General features: G+C 69.8%; 12 protein-coding genes, 2 tRNA genes and 1 other RNA gene. 6 read left to right on the top strand and 9 right to left on the bottom strand.

What is annotated here, in order from left to right; all coding sequences use genetic code 11:
• The first annotated feature begins 91 nt into the window (after positions 1-91).
• Positions 92-2,446, top strand: coding sequence for a DNA polymerase III subunit gamma and tau (locus tag Cba03nite_RS13285; protein ID WP_203745639.1), 2,355 nt, complete (start codon positions 92-94; stop codon positions 2,444-2,446).
• 86 nt (positions 2,447-2,532) lie between these two features.
• Here Cba03nite_RS13285 and Cba03nite_RS13280 read toward each other — a convergent pair whose 3' ends face one another.
• The 8 genes from Cba03nite_RS13280 to ffs form a co-directional block, all read right to left on the bottom strand.
• A complete protein-coding gene (locus Cba03nite_RS13280) occupies positions 2,533-3,549 on the bottom strand; it encodes an ABC transporter ATP-binding protein (protein ID WP_203745638.1) in 1,017 nt (338 codons plus the stop codon).
• Positions 3,546-4,616, bottom strand: coding sequence for an ABC transporter ATP-binding protein (locus Cba03nite_RS13275; RefSeq protein ID WP_203745637.1), 1,071 nt, complete (start codon positions 4,614-4,616; stop codon positions 3,546-3,548). Before Cba03nite_RS13275 ends, Cba03nite_RS13280 begins: the two co-directional genes overlap by 4 nt.
• A complete protein-coding gene (locus Cba03nite_RS13270; RefSeq protein ID WP_203745635.1) occupies positions 4,613-5,626 on the bottom strand; it encodes an ABC transporter permease in 1,014 nt (337 codons plus the stop codon). Before Cba03nite_RS13270 ends, Cba03nite_RS13275 begins: the two co-directional genes overlap by 4 nt.
• 125 nt (positions 5,627-5,751) lie before the next feature.
• A complete protein-coding gene (locus Cba03nite_RS13265) occupies positions 5,752-7,509 on the bottom strand; it encodes an ABC transporter substrate-binding protein (RefSeq protein ID WP_203745633.1) in 1,758 nt (585 codons plus the stop codon).
• A gap of 69 nt (positions 7,510-7,578) precedes the next feature.
• Positions 7,579-8,592: an ABC transporter permease gene (locus Cba03nite_RS13260; protein WP_203745631.1), complete on the bottom strand. Its 1,014-nt coding sequence runs from the start codon at positions 8,590-8,592 to the stop codon at positions 7,579-7,581.
• A 383-nt stretch (positions 8,593-8,975) separates the two neighbouring features.
• Positions 8,976-9,569, bottom strand: a complete 594-nt coding sequence (gene recR, locus Cba03nite_RS13255) for a recombination mediator RecR (RefSeq protein WP_203745629.1) — start codon at positions 9,567-9,569, stop codon at positions 8,976-8,978.
• A gap of 12 nt (positions 9,570-9,581) precedes the next feature.
• Positions 9,582-9,887, bottom strand: coding sequence for a YbaB/EbfC family nucleoid-associated protein (locus Cba03nite_RS13250; RefSeq protein WP_239125693.1), 306 nt, complete (start codon positions 9,885-9,887; stop codon positions 9,582-9,584).
• Positions 9,888-10,000: 113 nt separating this feature from the next.
• An RNA gene (ffs, locus tag Cba03nite_RS13245) (signal recognition particle sRNA small type) lies at positions 10,001-10,094 on the bottom strand.
• Positions 10,095-10,153: 59 nt separating this feature from the next.
• On the opposite strand from ffs, the gene Cba03nite_RS13240 reads away from it, so the two are divergent.
• The 5 genes from Cba03nite_RS13240 to deoD all read left to right on the top strand — a co-directional run bounded on the left by Cba03nite_RS13240 (position 10,154) and on the right by deoD (position 12,979).
• A tRNA-Ser gene (locus Cba03nite_RS13240) sits at positions 10,154-10,241 on the top strand.
• A 565-nt stretch (positions 10,242-10,806) separates the two neighbouring features.
• The gene (locus Cba03nite_RS13235) at positions 10,807-11,352 is read left to right on the top strand and encodes a hypothetical protein (RefSeq protein WP_203745627.1); all 546 of its coding nucleotides are present in this window, start codon (positions 10,807-10,809) and stop codon (positions 11,350-11,352) included.
• A 22-nt stretch (positions 11,353-11,374) separates the two neighbouring features.
• A tRNA-Ser gene (locus Cba03nite_RS13230) sits at positions 11,375-11,464 on the top strand.
• 162 nt (positions 11,465-11,626) lie between these two features.
• Entirely contained in the window at positions 11,627-12,202 is a 576-nt protein-coding gene (locus tag Cba03nite_RS13225) for a hypothetical protein (RefSeq protein ID WP_203745626.1), read from the top strand.
• A 66-nt stretch (positions 12,203-12,268) separates the two neighbouring features.
• Complete coding sequence (gene deoD / locus Cba03nite_RS13220) at positions 12,269-12,979, top strand: purine-nucleoside phosphorylase (protein WP_203745625.1); 711 nt, start codon at positions 12,269-12,271, stop codon at positions 12,977-12,979.
• A 71-nt stretch (positions 12,980-13,050) separates the two neighbouring features.
• On the opposite strand, the gene Cba03nite_RS13215 is transcribed toward deoD, so the two are convergent.
• On the bottom strand, positions 13,051-14,388 hold the full coding sequence (locus Cba03nite_RS13215) for a DUF6114 domain-containing protein (protein WP_203745624.1): 1,338 nt from the start codon (positions 14,386-14,388) through the stop codon (positions 13,051-13,053).
• Positions 14,389-14,425: the final 37 nt, after the last annotated feature.

The following is a 14,425-nucleotide window of genomic DNA, read 5'->3' as shown; positions in this document are numbered from 1 at the left end:
GACGGGCGGCGGGCGGCTCGAAGCCGCGACAGCCCTGTGGTCGGACCCGCGCGGTACGGTAGCCTGCGACGTTCCTAGGAGGTGTACGCCCGTGGCGCTGGCGCTGTACCGCAAGTACCGGCCTCGCACCTTCGCCGAGGTCATCGGCCAGGAGCACGTCACCGAGCCGCTCATTCAGGCGCTCAAGAGCGGCCGGCTCAACCACGCCTACCTGTTCTCGGGCCCGCGCGGCTGCGGCAAGACGTCCAGCGCCCGCATCCTGGCCCGCTCGCTGAACTGCGTCGAGGGCCCCACCCCGGAGCCGTGCGGCGTCTGCGACTCGTGCCGGGCGCTGGCCCCGGACGGTCCCGGCTCGATCGACGTCATCGAGATCGACGCGGCCAGCCACGGCGGCGTCGACGATGCCCGCGAGCTGCGGGAGCGCGCGTTCTTCGCCCCCGCGACCAGCCGGTACAAGATCTACATCATCGACGAGGCGCACATGGTCTCGTCGGCCGGTTTCAACGCGCTGCTGAAGCTGGTCGAGGAGCCCCCGGAGTACGTCAAGTTCGTCTTCGCCACCACCGAGCCGGAGAAGGTGCTCGGCACCATCCGCTCGCGGACCCACCACTACCCGTTCCGCCTCATCGCCCCCAGCGTGCTCCGGCCGTACCTGGAGCAGCTGTGCGAGAGCGAGGGCGTGACGGTGGAGCCGCTGGCGCTGCCGCTGGTGGTGCGCGCGGGCGGCGGCTCGGCCCGGGACAGCCTCTCCGTGCTGGACCAGCTCATCGCCGGATCGGGTCCGGAGGGCGTGACCTACGCCCGCGCCGTGGCGCTGCTCGGCGTCACCGACAACGCCCTGATCGACGAGATGATCGACGCGCTGGCGGCCGGGGACGGCGCGGCGGCGTTCGCGGCGATCGACCGGGTCGCCGAGGCCGGCCACGACTCCCGCCGCTACGCCAACGACCTGCTGGAACGGCTGCGCGACCTGATCATCCTGCGGCAGGTGCCGGACGCGGCCGAGAAGGGCCTGATCGACGTCCCCGAAGAGCAGCTCGCCCGCATGCACGCGCAGGCCGGGCAGCTCGGCCCCGCGACGCTCTCGCGCTGCGCCGACATCGTGGCCAACGGCCTGGTGGAGATGCGCGGCGCGACCTCGCCGCGGCTGCTGCTGGAGCTGCTCGCGGCCCGCATGCTGCTGCCCGCCGCCGACTCGGCCGGCAACGCCCTGCTGCAGCGCCTGGAGCGGCTGGAGAGCGGCTTCGTGCCCGGCGCCGCCCGTGCGGCCGCCGACCAGCCCACCCGCCCGCAGCCCGAGTCGGGCCATGCCCTGAGCGACACCGTGACCAGCCCGGCTTCGGCCGGTTCGGGCCGTGCCGCAGCCCGGGAGGCCGCCGCATCGGCCGCCGCCCGCAGCTCGTCCTCCGCAGGCACCCGGCCCGCGCCCGCCGCGGCAGGCCGGGACGGCGACACGGCCCCACGCGGCGCCGTCCCCGCGCAGGACGGCGGTCAGGCGGCCGACGCCGGACCGGAACACGACGCCGCACGCGGTGGCAGCGAGCCCCAGCAGCCTGCCCGTACCGTCGCGCACGACTCCGGCGGTGCACACGGCGATCCGGCCGGGGCCGTTCCACGGGCCGCGGCCCCGGCGAACGGTCAGCCGACGCAGGCGGCCGCAGCCCGCGGCACTTCCGAAGCCGCCCGGCGGGCCGCAGAATCCTGGGGCGAGACCGACGCTCCTGCCGCCCGCCCGGCCGCTTCGGCGGCACCGGCCGCTCGCAGCGCTGCTCCCGCCCAGGCCGCCGCCGCACAGCCTGCGGTGTCCTCCGGCGGGGCCGACAACGCGGTGGCGGTGCGCCGGTCCTGGGACGAGATCGTGCGGATGGTCGGCCGCAGCAGCAAGAAGGCGGCCGCGTTCGCCCGCGAGGCCGTGGTCCGCGACATCGACGGCAGCACCCTCGTGCTGGTGTTCAAGCACCGCGTGCACGCGAACGGCGTGGAGAACGACCCGGCTCCACTGCTGGACGCCGTGCACCAGGTGCTCGGCGGCAACTGGCAGCTGCGCTGCGAGGTGGGCGGCGACCAGCGCCCGGCGGCGTCGCGCACCACGGCTGCCGCGCCGGCCTCGGCCCCGCCGCGTAATGCTCCGGCCCGGTCCGCCGAGCCCGCGCGCCGTCCCGCCGCGACGTCCGGCGACGACTGGCCGACCCCGGCCCGGGTCGGCGGAGCAGCTCCCGCGCAGGCCACGGCGCGCCGCGCCCAGGCCGCCGACGACGGCCCGCCCCTGGAGGAGCCGCCGTACGACCCGGAGTTCGACGGGCCGCCGCCGCCCACCATCGAGGGGTTCGATCCCGGTGACGAGCCGACCGACGAGATCGTCGACGCCGCCACCGCCCGCCAGACCACCGAGCAGGCCGCGGTCGAGTCCCTGCGCACCTCTTTCCAATTGGAAAAACTCGACTGACCAGCCCATGACTTGAAAAAACTCGCGGCCTCAGGACAGTCCTGAGGCCGCGAGTCTTGGAGAGTTGCGCCCCGAGGGGCGCGGGGTCAGCGCTTCTCGCCGTCGGCCATCGGGAAGTGGCAGGCGGCGAGATGGCCGGGGGTGTCGGTGCCGTGCAGGACCAGGGGCGGCGGCGTGGTCGCGCAGATGTCCTGCGCCTTCCAGCAACGGGTGCGGAAGCGGCAGCCCGACGGCGGGTTGATCGGGCTGGGCACGTCGCCGGTGAGCAGGATGCGCTCCCGCTGGCCGCCGTCGCGCCGGCGCGGGTCGGGCACGGGCACCGCCGACAGCAGCGCGGCGGTGTACGGGTGCCGCGGCTGCAGGTACAGCGAGTCCCGGTCGCCGATCTCGACGATCTTGCCGAGGTACATGACCGCGACCCGGTCGGAGATGTGCCGCACCACGGACAGGTCGTGCGCGATCACGACGTAGGTCAGGCCCAGCTCCTCCTGGAGGTCCTCCAGCAGGTTGACGACCTGCGCCTGGATCGACACGTCCAGCGCCGACACCGGCTCGTCCGCGATGATCATCTTGGGCTTCAGGGCCAGCGTACGGGCGATGCCGATGCGCTGGCGCTGGCCGCCGGAGAACTCGTGCGGGTAGCGGTTGTAGTGCTCGGGGTTGAGGCCCACGAGCTCCAGCAGCCGCTGCACCTCCTTCTTCACACCCTGCTCGGTCTTGACGCCCTGGATCCGGAACGGCGCGCCGACGATGGCGCCGACGGTGTGCCGGGGGTTCAGCGACGAGTACGGGTCCTGGAAGATCATCTGCAGGTCCCGGCGCAGCGGGCGGAGCTTCCCCTGCGACAGGTGCGTGATGTCGTGGCCCTCGAACGTGATGTTGCCGCCGGTCGGCTCGATGAGCCGGGTCAGCAGGCGCCCGGTGGTCGTCTTGCCGCAGCCGGACTCGCCGACCAGGCCGAGCGTCTCGCCCGGCAGGACGTCGAAGTCCAGGCCGTCCACCGCCTGCACCGCGCCGACCTTGCGCTTGAGCAGGCCCTTGGTGATCGGGAAGTGCTTCTGCAGGCCACGGACCGACAGCAGGGCGTTGTTCGGGGTGCTCATGCCACGCCCTCCAGGTTCGGCTTGATCTCGTTGCGCCAGATCTCCTGCCGCGTGTGCGCCGGCAGGTGGCAGCGCACCCGGTGCCCGCTGGTGCCGGTGAGCTGCAGCTCGGGCACCACGGTGCGGTCCAGGCCGCCGGTCTGCTCGGCGTAGGCGCAGCGCGGGTGGAAGGCGCAGCCCGGCGGCACGTTGATCAGCGACGGCGGGGTGCCCTTGATGGGCAGCAGCCGCTCGGTGACGGCCTGGTCCAGGCGCGGCATCGAGCCGAGCAGACCCCAGGTGTACGGGTGCTCGGGGTTCTCGAAGATCTCCGTGGCGGTGCCGTACTCGATGCACTTGCCGCCGTACATCACCAGCACGTCGTCGGCCAGCTCGGCGGTGACGCCCAGGTCGTGCGTGATGATGATCAGCGCGGAGTTGAACTCCCGCTGCAGGTCACGCATGAGGTCCAGGATCTGCGCCTGCACGGTCACGTCGAGCGCGGTGGTCGGCTCGTCCGCGATCAGCAGCTCCGGGTCGCAGGACAGCGCCATGGCGATCATCGCGCGCTGGCGCATGCCGCCGGAGAACTGGTGCGGGTAGTCGTCCACGCGCTTGTCCGGCTGCGGGATGCCGACCCGGGCCAGCAGGTCGATCGCGTGCTTGCGGGCGACCTTCTTGGACACCTTGTTGTGCACCCGGTAGGCCTCGATGATCTGCGCGCCCACCGTGTAGTACGGGTGCATCGCCGACAGCGGGTCCTGGAAGATCATCGCCATCCGCTTGCCGCGCAGCCCGCGCACGGTGTCCTGGGAGGCGCTGACCAGCTCCTGGCCGTCCAGCCAGATCTCGCCGGACATCGTCGCGTTGCGGCGGTGGTAGATGCCGAGGATGCCCAGGCTGGACACCGACTTGCCGGAGCCGGACTCGCCCACGATGCCCAGCGTCTTGCCGCGCTCCAGCGAGAACGACAGGCCGTCCACGGACTTGACCAGGCCGTCGTCGGTCGGGAAGTGGATCTTCAGGTCGCGCAGCTCCAGGAACGGAGTCTTGGTCGGGTCCTGACGAGGAGAGATCACCGTGTTCATGACAGCCTCACTCGCGGGTCGACCACCGCGTAGAGCAGATCGACGATCAGGTTGGCGACGACGACGAAGAACGCCGCGAACATCGTCACGCCCATGATCTGGGGGAAGTCCTGCTTGCCGATGGCGTCGATGGCGAAGTAGCCCAGACCCTTCAGCGAGAAGGTGCTCTCGGTCAGGATCGCGCCGCCCAGCAGCAGGCCGACGTCCATACCGAAGATGGTGATGATGGGGGTCAGCGCCGCGCGCAGGCCGTGCTTGGTGACGACCACACCCTCGGTGAGGCCCTTGGCCCGCGCGGTGCGGACGAAGTCCTCACCCATCGTGTCGAGCATGCCGGCGCGGGTGAACCGCGCGTAGGCGGCGGCGTTCAGCAGCGCCAGCGTGATCCAGGGCAGGATCAGGTTGTACGCCCACTCGGCCGGATCGTCCGCGAACGGGGTGTAGCTGGCGCCGGGCGCGGTGACGCCCATCTTGTAGCTGAAGAAGTAGAGGAACATCAGACCGGTGAAGTACGGCGGTAGTGACACGCCTGCCAGGGCACCGGTCATGGCTGCTCGGTCGAAGAAACTGCCCCGTCTCAGCGCGCTCAGCACGCCGACGGCGACGCCGGTAAGCAACCAGATGATCGAGGCGCCCAGCGCCAGCGACCCGGTGACCGGCAGCCGGTCCAGCAGGTCCTCCCAGACCGGCTGGTTGGTGCGGAAGGAGTAGCCGAAGCAGGGAGCCTCGCACTGCTCGACGCCCGTGCCGTAGTCGTACTCGGTGCCGGTGAAGACGGCGCCGATCCACCGGCCGTACTGCTCGTAGAGCGGGTCGTAGAAGCCCAGCTTCTCGGCGTACATCTGCTGGGTCTGCGCGTCGGCGGTCTTGCCCACGTACCGGGCGGCGAACGTCTCCGGCGTCGCGCCGGCGAGCCGGGGCAGCCCGAAGAAGATCAGGAACGTCGCCAGGCTGACCACGAACAGGATCAGCAGCGCGCCGAGCGTACGGCGAATGATGTATGTGACCACGATTTTCGGCCCGGGGCGCCGGTCCGGCCGGGCTTCTCAGCCCGGCCGGACCGGCCCCCCATGTGCCTTCACCTACCTTTGGTGTGTTGCCAGGTGGGTTGGAGCAGGTTCGCTTGCCGCGCGAATTACTGCGCGACGCCCATGGAGAGGTAGTCGTACTGACCGAACGCCTCGTTGACGAAGACGTTGGTCACGCCCTTGCCACGCAGGGTCAGGGCCTTCGACCAGACACCCGGCAGGATGACGGCCTCCTCCATGACGCGCTTGTCGATCTGCGCCCACAGAGCTTCACGCTTCTTGACGTCCGTCTCGGCCAGGGCCTGGTCGATCAGCTGGTCGACCTCGGGGATCATGACGGAGAGGTTGGACGAGCCACCCGAGTCACGGATGACGCGGCTGTCCACGATCTGCGACAGGAAGCCGTAGCCGTCGTTCCAGTCGGCGCCCCAGCCGTTGGTCATCAGACCCAGGCCGGTGGTCGGGCTGTTGCGGTAGGACGGCTTGCCCGCGTAGAGCGAGAAGTAGTCGCCGACCGGGAAGCCCTTGATGGTGACCTTGATGCCGACCTTGGCCAGCGCCTGCTGGAACGCCTCGGCGGTCGCCTTCTCCTTGGGCCGCTCGGCCCGGAAGCCCATGGTGACCTCGAAGCCGTCCGGCTTGCCGCAAGCGGTCAGCGCGGCCTTGGCCTTCTCCACGTCACCCTTGTTGTCCGCGCCCGCCGGGAAGACGTTGGTCGGCGCGTAGCCCGGGATCTGGGGCGGCATGATGCTGGTGGCGATCTGGCCACCGGCGAACTCGCCACCGAACGCGGCCTGGTACGAGGTGCGGTCCATCGCGTACATCACGGCCTTGCGGCACTCGATGTTGTCGAGCGGAGCGACCTTCGGGTTGATCGAGGTGTACCAGAGGCGGGCGACGGCCGGGTTGTCGGCGTACGCCTTGAGCGCCGGGTCCTGCAGGACCTTCGGCAGCGCGGCCGGCTGCACGCCGGTGCCCGCGATGTCGACGTGCAGGTCGCCGGAGATCAGCTGGTTGTCGATGTCGTCGGCGTTCAGGCCGATCTTGACGTCGTACGCGTCCGGCAGCGCCTTGCGGTTCGGGTCGGTCGCCGGGTCCCAGTTCGGGTTGCGCTTGAGGGTGAAGCCCTTGCCCGCCTCGTACTTGTCGAACATGTACGGGCCGGAGGCGACGACGTGCTCCTTGTACTTCACACCGGTGTCAGCCTTCGCGGGCACCGGCACGGTCGCCGGCAGCATCGCGAAGTAGTCGAAGCCGCCGAAGGCCTGCTTCAGGTGGAAGACGATGGTCTGGTCGTCCGGGGTCTCGATCGCCTTGGTGTCGGCGGCCTTGTCCTTGAACGGGCCCTTGTAGGTGGCCTCGAGGTCCAGGAAGTCGTTGAAGTAGGTGTAGCCGTTGACCAGCACCTCCTTGTCCATGGACCGCATGACCGCGTACTTCACGTCCTTCGACGTGATCGGCGTGCCGTCCTCGAACTTCACGCCCGCACGGAGCTTGTAGGTCCAGGTCTTGCCGCCGTCGCTGGGCACGCCCAGGCTCTCGGCGAGGTCCGGGACGAGCTCCGAGCTGGCCGAACCGGCCGCCGGCTTGAACATGACCAGCGAACGGCCGTAGAGGCGCAGCAGGTTCCAGGAGAGGCCGTAGTAGGTGTCGCCGGGGTCGACCGAGTCCCAGTCCGACGAGATGGCCATCTTGAGCGTGCCACCCTTCTTGTCAGAAGGGTTGAAGACCGCGGTGAGCGCGGCGTTGAACTCCGGCTTCACCTCCGTGGGCTTCGGAGTGTCGTCACCGGTGCCGCAGGCCGCGGTCACCGCGAGTGCGAAGACGGCCGTGGTCGCCGCCAGCACCCTTCCCTTGTTTCTCACTAACTTCCTCCCTGGGGGAACGGTCCGTGTCTCGAACCGCGCTTGGGTGGTAATGCCTGGCTGGGTCCGTCAGCGCTTGCTCTTGGGATCGAGCGCGTCGCGAAGGCCGTCGCCGAACAGGTTGAAGGCCAGCACGGTGATGAAGATCGCCATACCGGGGAAGAACATGAAGTGCGGCACCGTGTAGTTGCGAGCCGCGTCGGCGAGCAGGCCGCCCCAGGTCACGCCGGGCTCGCCGACGACCTGGCGCTGCACGCCCACGCCGAGGAAGGACAGCGCCGCCTCGAACAGCACGTTCGTCGGGATCAGCAGCGTGGCGTACACCAGGATCGGCGCCACCAGGTTGGGCAGCATCTCCTTGACGATGATGTACGGCCCGCGGGCGCCCAGGCTGCGGGCGGCGTCGACGAACTCGCGCTCGCGCAGCGACAGGGTCTGGCCGCGCACGATACGCGCCATGTACGGCCAGTTGAAGAAGCCGATGATGAAGATGAGCAGGGCGATGCGCAGCGAGTTGCCGGACAGCCCGAACGCCCGGTCCGGCAGCACGCCGACCAGCGCGATGGCGAACAGCAGCAGCGGGAACGCCAGGAAGATGTCCATCAGGCGGCTGATCACGGTGTCGACGAAGCCGCCGAAGAAGCCGGCGATCACGCCGAGCGTCGAGCCGATCACCACGGACACCAGCGTCGCCAGGAAGGCGATCAGCAGGGAGACCCGAGCGCCGTAGACGATCTCGCTGAACAGGTCGCGGCCGTTCTGCGGCTCCAGGCCGAACAGGAAGTCGCCGCTGATGCCGCTGTTCTCGAAGAACAGGAAGTCGCCGCGGGGCAGGCCGCCCAGCTCCGGCGCGAGCAGGGTGTTGTCCTGGTGGAACTCGTTCGGCGGGTGCCCGAGCCAGCCGACGATCAGCGGGGCGAACACCGCCATGAGGATGAGCAGGATCACGACGACGCCACCGGTCATGGCCGCCTTGTCGCGCTTGAGGCGCGTCCAGGCGATGCGGCCGAGAGAGCGCCCTTCGATCGCCTTGACTGGCGCCTGGGTCGCCTCGGGGGCCGAGGTATCGGTTGACGTGGCCATGGACGGGCTGCCTCCCCCGCGGAGGCCCACGGTGCACCACTGTCTCGCCCCTGCTGGGCGGGACCGGTGCGCCGCGCGCGACATCCGCTCGGTTGTTACCTGCGTGATTCGCGCCGCCCGACCCTCTCTCCACCGTGGGGGCGGTCGGATGACAGGGCGACCGCGGTGGAGTGTGGTGCACGCCACCGCATGATCAGAGCATTCTTCGCGACCAAACGTTGCGTCAAGTTTGCGCAGTGCCTGTAACCAAGTTCAGGCCGGGCCGTGATGGTGGCGTTATAAAAATCGGACGCCGTGCTAATGAAAAATCGCAGGTAACAGCCGCAGATACATCGGCCTATGCGAATTTCTGCCGGTTCCGGCAGACGTTGTCAGAGGCCGTGTTACAGGGTGCGCCGCCCCTCGAAGGCGCGACCGAGAGTGATCTCATCGGCGTACTCCAGGTCGCCGCCCACCGGCAGGCCGCTCGCCAGCCGGGACACCGTGATCCCCATCGGCTTGACCATGAGCGCCAGATAGGTCGCGGTGGCCTCGCCCTCGGTGTTCGGGTCGGTGGCCAGGATCAGCTCGCCGACCGCGCCGGAGCTGAGCCGCGCCATCAGCTCGCGGATGCGCAGGTGGTCGGGGCCGATGCCCTCCAGCGGATTGATCGCGCCGCCGAGCACGTGGTAGCGCCCGCGGAACTCGTTGGTCCGCTCGATCGCGACCACGTCCTTCGGCTCCTCGACCACGCACAGCGCGTCGTCGCGGCGCCGCGGGTCACGGCAGATGCGGCACTGCTCCTCCTCGGCGACGTTGAAGCAGAGCACGCAGAAGCGCACCTGCTCCTTCACCCGGGTGAGCGCGGCGGCCAGCCGCTTGATGTCCGTCGGATCGGCCGACAGCACGTGGAACGCGATGCGCTGGGCGCTCTTCGGCCCCACCCCGGGGAGCCGGCCGAGCTCGTCGATCAGGTCCTGGATCGCGCCTTCGTACACGGCGGGCCGGGCCTAGAAGGGAAGGCCCATGCCGCCGAGACCGGCGGAGAGCGGACCCATCTTCTGCTCGGTGAGCTTGCGCACCTCGTCGGCGGCGTTCGTGATCGCGGCCGCGACCAGGTCCTCCAGCGTCTCGACGTCCTCCGGGTCGACCGCCTTCGGGTCGATGGAGATCTTGCGGAACTCACCGGAGCCGCTCATCGTGACGGTGACCAGGCCACCCCCGGACGTGCCGGTCACCTCGGCCTCGGCCAGCGCCGCCTGCGCCGACGCCAGCTGCTGCTGCATCTTCTGCGCCTGCTTCATCAGCTGCTGCATGTTCGGCTGTCCACCCGGCCGCATCGCCGCACTCCCCTGCCCACGGACGTTCACTGTCGCCCTCAGCCTAGACCCAGGGACCGTCAGTGCCGCATCCCGCGCGGGGCCGGACGTGAAAGGGCCCCCGTGCACCCGGTATTGCCTGCTTATCCTTGCTGCCTTCCGGCCCTGGGGAGGTTCGCAGGGTGCCGCCGCACGGGGGCTGCTTCACTGTACCCGGCGGGGGTGAGCGCAATGCGCTGGACCCCGCATGTATTCTTCTCCGCGGAGGATTCGCCTAGAGGCCTAGGGCGCACGCTTGGAAAGCGTGTTGGGATAAAACCCTCACGAGTTCGAATCTCGTATCCTCCGCCACCAGCGCAGACGCGCTCACGGCAGGCCCCGTTCCCACCCGGAGCGGGGCCTGTTCCGTCCCCGGCCCCGCATCCCGCGCCCGGCCCCGACCGTTGTTCCCATGGCCGGACCGGCCGCGTCCGGGACGGCCGGCTCCGCGCACCGGCCTTCGCCATGATCGCGGCTTCGTGTCAAGATCTGCGGTCTCACCGCACCTTGTGACACGAAATCCCGATCATCGCAAGCTACCCCAGCCAAGATCGCGTCGATCTTGCGACTCGTGAGGGCAGTTTGTACCGGTTCAGGCGAGTCATAACCACAGTTCGCGCAAGATCGGCGCGGGAGTGGGAAGGACGACAGGGGGCGGTACACAGAAATCTTGGGCGGGTTGTTTCACCCGATCTGGGGCATTCTTGCTCACTGAACACGCATAAAACAGCCTCAAACTGGATAAATATGGGCCAGCTGGAACTTGAGAAAGGCTCAGCGTGAAGTGGCCATCACGGAAAGTAGTCGTATAGTCGAGTGCACGACCTCACCCCCGGTGAGTGTCAACTCACAGGCCGTGTCTACCAGGAGGACAGTCATGCGCGGAGCTTTCGCCCTCGCGACCGTCATGATGCTGAGCGGCGTCGCGTGCGCCGCCCAGTCGACACAGGCCCGGACCACCCCCGCCCAGGGAGTGGTCGCCAGCGCCACCGAAGTCGCTCAGGGCCCCGACATCGTTCACTTCCAGGGCGTGCGTGACGTGCGCTTCGGCGCCAGCCGCGCCGAGCTCGGCAGCCGCCTGGACACCTCCCGCGCCGGCTGCAGCTCGCAGGTCTCCGGCATGCCGCAGGGCAACCTCGTCTTCGCCGCCGACGACCGCCTGGTGATGATGTGGTTCGACGCCCCGCTGCACACCCCCGAGGGCGTCAGCACCGGCAGCACCCTGCAGGACGTGCGGGCGGCGTACCCCGGCGCGCAGGTGCTGACCGCACCGGCGGGCAGCCACCGCTTCGACGGCCTGCTGATCACCCAGGGCGACCGCGGCTACCTGTTCCTCCACGACGGAGTCACCGTGCAGAAGGCCGTAGCCGGCTACGGCGACTACCTGACCCGGCTGTTCAATACCGGTTTCGGTTCCTGCTGAACCCTCGTGTAGAGTCTGCGGCGGTGGTGTGTCCGAGTGGCCTAAGGAGCACGCCTCGAAAGCGTGTGAGGGTTTACGCCCTCCGCGGGTTCAAATCCCGCCGCCACCGCCAAGACAGAACGCCCGGCAGTCCCTCAGGATTGCCGGGCGTTCTTCGTCCAGCCGTGACCGTGCGGACACACGGTCGCCTCACCTGTGCCTAGGATGCGCGTCACCTTCAACCTGAGGAAGTGCCGTGGTCCTGCCCGACCCTGCCCCGAGTCGTCTCCCCCGGATGCGCCCGCACCAGATCCTGCTCGTCGTGCTCGGCGGGCTGCTGAGCATCGGTGGGGCCGCGACCGTCGTCGCGTTCTCGCTGCTGCTTTCCGTCCTGGCCGACGTCGGCCGGCAGGTGCTCCCGCCGCAGGACCGGACGGTGACGGCCCCGGACACGCTGGGCGGGCGGCCCCGGCTGAGCGGAGCGGAGGAGCTCATCACTCGTGCGATGCGGGGCCAGCCCGACTACGGCACCTACGCCGATCTCGCCGCCGTGTACGGCTCCGGCCAGGCCGAGGTGATGCTGCACGTGGTCGGCGGCGATTTCGGCCACTGGGGACCGGGCGAGGTGGAGTACCTCTTCTTCGACCTGCGCACCGCGGAGATCCCCGTGTTCGACGTGACCGAGGTGCCCGCGGGCCCGCTCGGCGGCGTGACGGCGTGCGGCACCGTGCGCGCCGGGCACGACGCCACGATCGTGTGCGGCTGGGCCGACCGTTACAGCATCGGCACGCTCACCTGGTACGGCGCCTCCCTGGAGGAGGCTCGGGCCGAGTTCGGCACGCTGCGCGCCGAGGTCGAGGTCGAGTCTTGAGCGAGGCCGCGTACAGCGCCGGTGATCTGGTGACCGCCTCCGCCGGCCCCGTGGGATGATCGGCGCATGAGTACGCACATCGGCGCCAAGCCCGGAGAGATCGCGGACCGGGTCCTCATGCCGGGCGACCCGCTGCGGGCGAAATGGATCGCGGAGACCTACCTCGAGGACGCCAAGTGCTACTCGACGGTGCGCAACATGTTCGGTTTCACCGGCACCTACCAGGGCACCCGGGTCTCCGTGCAGGGTTCGGGCATGGGCATGCCCTCGGCGTCCATCTACGCCCACGAGCTGATCAACGAGTACGGCGTGAAGACCCTGATCCGGGTCGGTTCGTGCGGGGCGCTCGCCGACTCGCTCAACCTGCGCGACGTGGTGGCCGCCATCGGCTCCAGCACCGACTCGAACATGAACCGGATGCGGTTCGACGGTCTCATCGACTACGCCCCGGTGGCGAACTTCGAGCTGCTGCGCACGGCGGTCGACGTGGCGCGGCAGCGCGGCATCAGCATGCGCGTGGGCCCGATCCTGGCCGCGGACGCCTTCTACACCGACCGCCCCGACCTCTACGACACGCTCGCCGACTACGGCGTGCTCGCGGTGGAGATGGAGTCGGCGGCGCTGTACACGATCGCGGCCCGCTACGACGCGCGGGCGCTGACCCTGCTCACCGTCAGCGACCACATCAAGCGGGGCGAGGCCACCACGGCCCAGGAGCGGGAGCAGACCTTCTCCCAGATGGTCGAGATCGCCCTGGACACGGTCGTCGCGTCCTGACGGCGTACCAGACACCGGAGGCCCCCCGCCCGCGAATCCGCGGCCGGGGGGCCTCCTCGTTTCGTGCCTGATCAGGCCTTGATCGTCTTGACCAGCATGTCGGGCGCGGTCAGCGACGGCGCGTCGACGTACACCAGGTCGATGACCGGGTCGGTGAAGAAGACCAGGGGCGGGGTGAGCAGCGGCGGCTCGTCGGGCGTGTAGTCCACCGGCAGCACACCGAGGGCGTTGCCCCGGAAACGGCTGGTGTAGAAGAACACCCGCGTGTCGTCACGGTCCGCCACGGTCAGGGCCGGCGTCGTGATCTCGGTGGTCCACCCGTTCACGGCGCACGGCACGAGCTTGAAGTCGCGGGTGACCGACTTGGTCATGGAGAACCGCAGGGTCCGGATGGTGCCCTGCTTGGTCGGCAGCTCCACGATGCCGTCGAAGGTCAGCCCCTCCATCGACACCCGGCTGCCGGTCATCCGGGAGGGGCACGCGGCGACCTCCTTCTGGTTCCGGGCCGCCCGCAGGGTCTTCACCGGCTTCTCGGTCGGCCGGCCGGGCTTCACGGAGGGGACCGGCCGGCTGAGCGTGGGCTTGGGCTTGGCCGTCGGCTTCGGCCCGCCCGTCGGCTCCGGGCTGGGCTCCTGCGTCGGGCAGGGCTCCGGCGACGGGGACGGGCTGGGCGACGCGGTGTCACCGCCGCCCAGCAGGCCGCCGATGGTGTCGACGACGCCGTTGAGGAAGTCCTGCACCGGGTGGTCCGACGTGGCGGCCGGCTTGCAGTCGGCCGCGCTGGCGGGCTGCTGCGTGACGAGCAGGCCGAGCGCGGTGGTCGCCAGCGTCGCCACGGTGATCACCATGGCGGCGTGGCGGGGTCCGTTGCGCCGCTCGTCCGCGACGGTCTCCTCGCCGGACGGCTGCCGCGGGCCGGGCACGCCGTCGCGCAGCGGGTTGACCGCGGGCGGCGGGGTGTCCGTCATCGGGCCGTCCAGCAGGCCGTCCATGTCGGCCTGCTGATCCCCGTCGTCACCGGACTCGGGCTCGCCGGGCTCCGCCCCGTCGCCGGCCGGCTCCACCGGGTTCCAGGCGAAGATCAGGCCGCCGCCGATGATGCCGAGCAGCGTGCCCACGAACCAGCCGCCGAGGTTCACGGCGATCAGCGAGTAGATCGCCACGAACACCGCGACCAGGCCGTAGAACATCCGCTGGGCCGGGGTGAACCAGGCCAGCAGGCCGCACACCACCAGCACGAACGGGATGAGCAGGGACTGGAAACCGGTGAGACCCACGCTGATGGTGGCCCCGTGCAGGGTCATCTTGGTCGTGGCGATGATCTCCACACCGGCGAGGATGGTCAGCAGACCACCCCAGAACGGGCGGCGGCGTCCCCACCAGGTGCGAGACAGCTGCCTCAGGATCACGGTGCCTCCAAGGATTCAGCGGGCCGGAGGCGCACCG

This window comes from Catellatospora bangladeshensis (genome assembly GCF_016862575.1).
Taxonomy (GTDB): Bacteria; Actinomycetota; Actinomycetes; order Mycobacteriales; family Micromonosporaceae; genus Catellatospora; species Catellatospora bangladeshensis.
The sequence above is the reverse complement of the archived record's forward strand: the minus strand, read 5'-3'. Positions and strand labels throughout refer to the sequence as shown.

Coding starts and splice junctions, on each gene's coding strand:
- Cba03nite_RS13280 (WP_203745638.1), bottom strand. CDS start 3,549: ATGAGCACCCCGAACAACGCCCTGCTGTCGGTCCGTGGCCTGCAGAAG.
- Cba03nite_RS13275 (WP_203745637.1), bottom strand. CDS start 4,616: ATGAACACGGTGATCTCTCCTCGTCAGGACCCGACCAAGACTCCGTTC.
- Cba03nite_RS13260 (WP_203745631.1), bottom strand. CDS start 8,592: ATGGCCACGTCAACCGATACCTCGGCCCCCGAGGCGACCCAGGCGCCA.
- Cba03nite_RS13250 (WP_239125693.1), bottom strand. CDS start 9,887: ATGCAGCAGCTGATGAAGCAGGCGCAGAAGATGCAGCAGCAGCTGGCG.
- Cba03nite_RS13235 (WP_203745627.1), top strand. CDS start 10,807: ATGCGCGGAGCTTTCGCCCTCGCGACCGTCATGATGCTGAGCGGCGTC.
- Cba03nite_RS13225 (WP_203745626.1), top strand. CDS start 11,627: ATGCGCCCGCACCAGATCCTGCTCGTCGTGCTCGGCGGGCTGCTGAGC.
- deoD (WP_203745625.1), top strand. CDS start 12,269: ATGAGTACGCACATCGGCGCCAAGCCCGGAGAGATCGCGGACCGGGTC.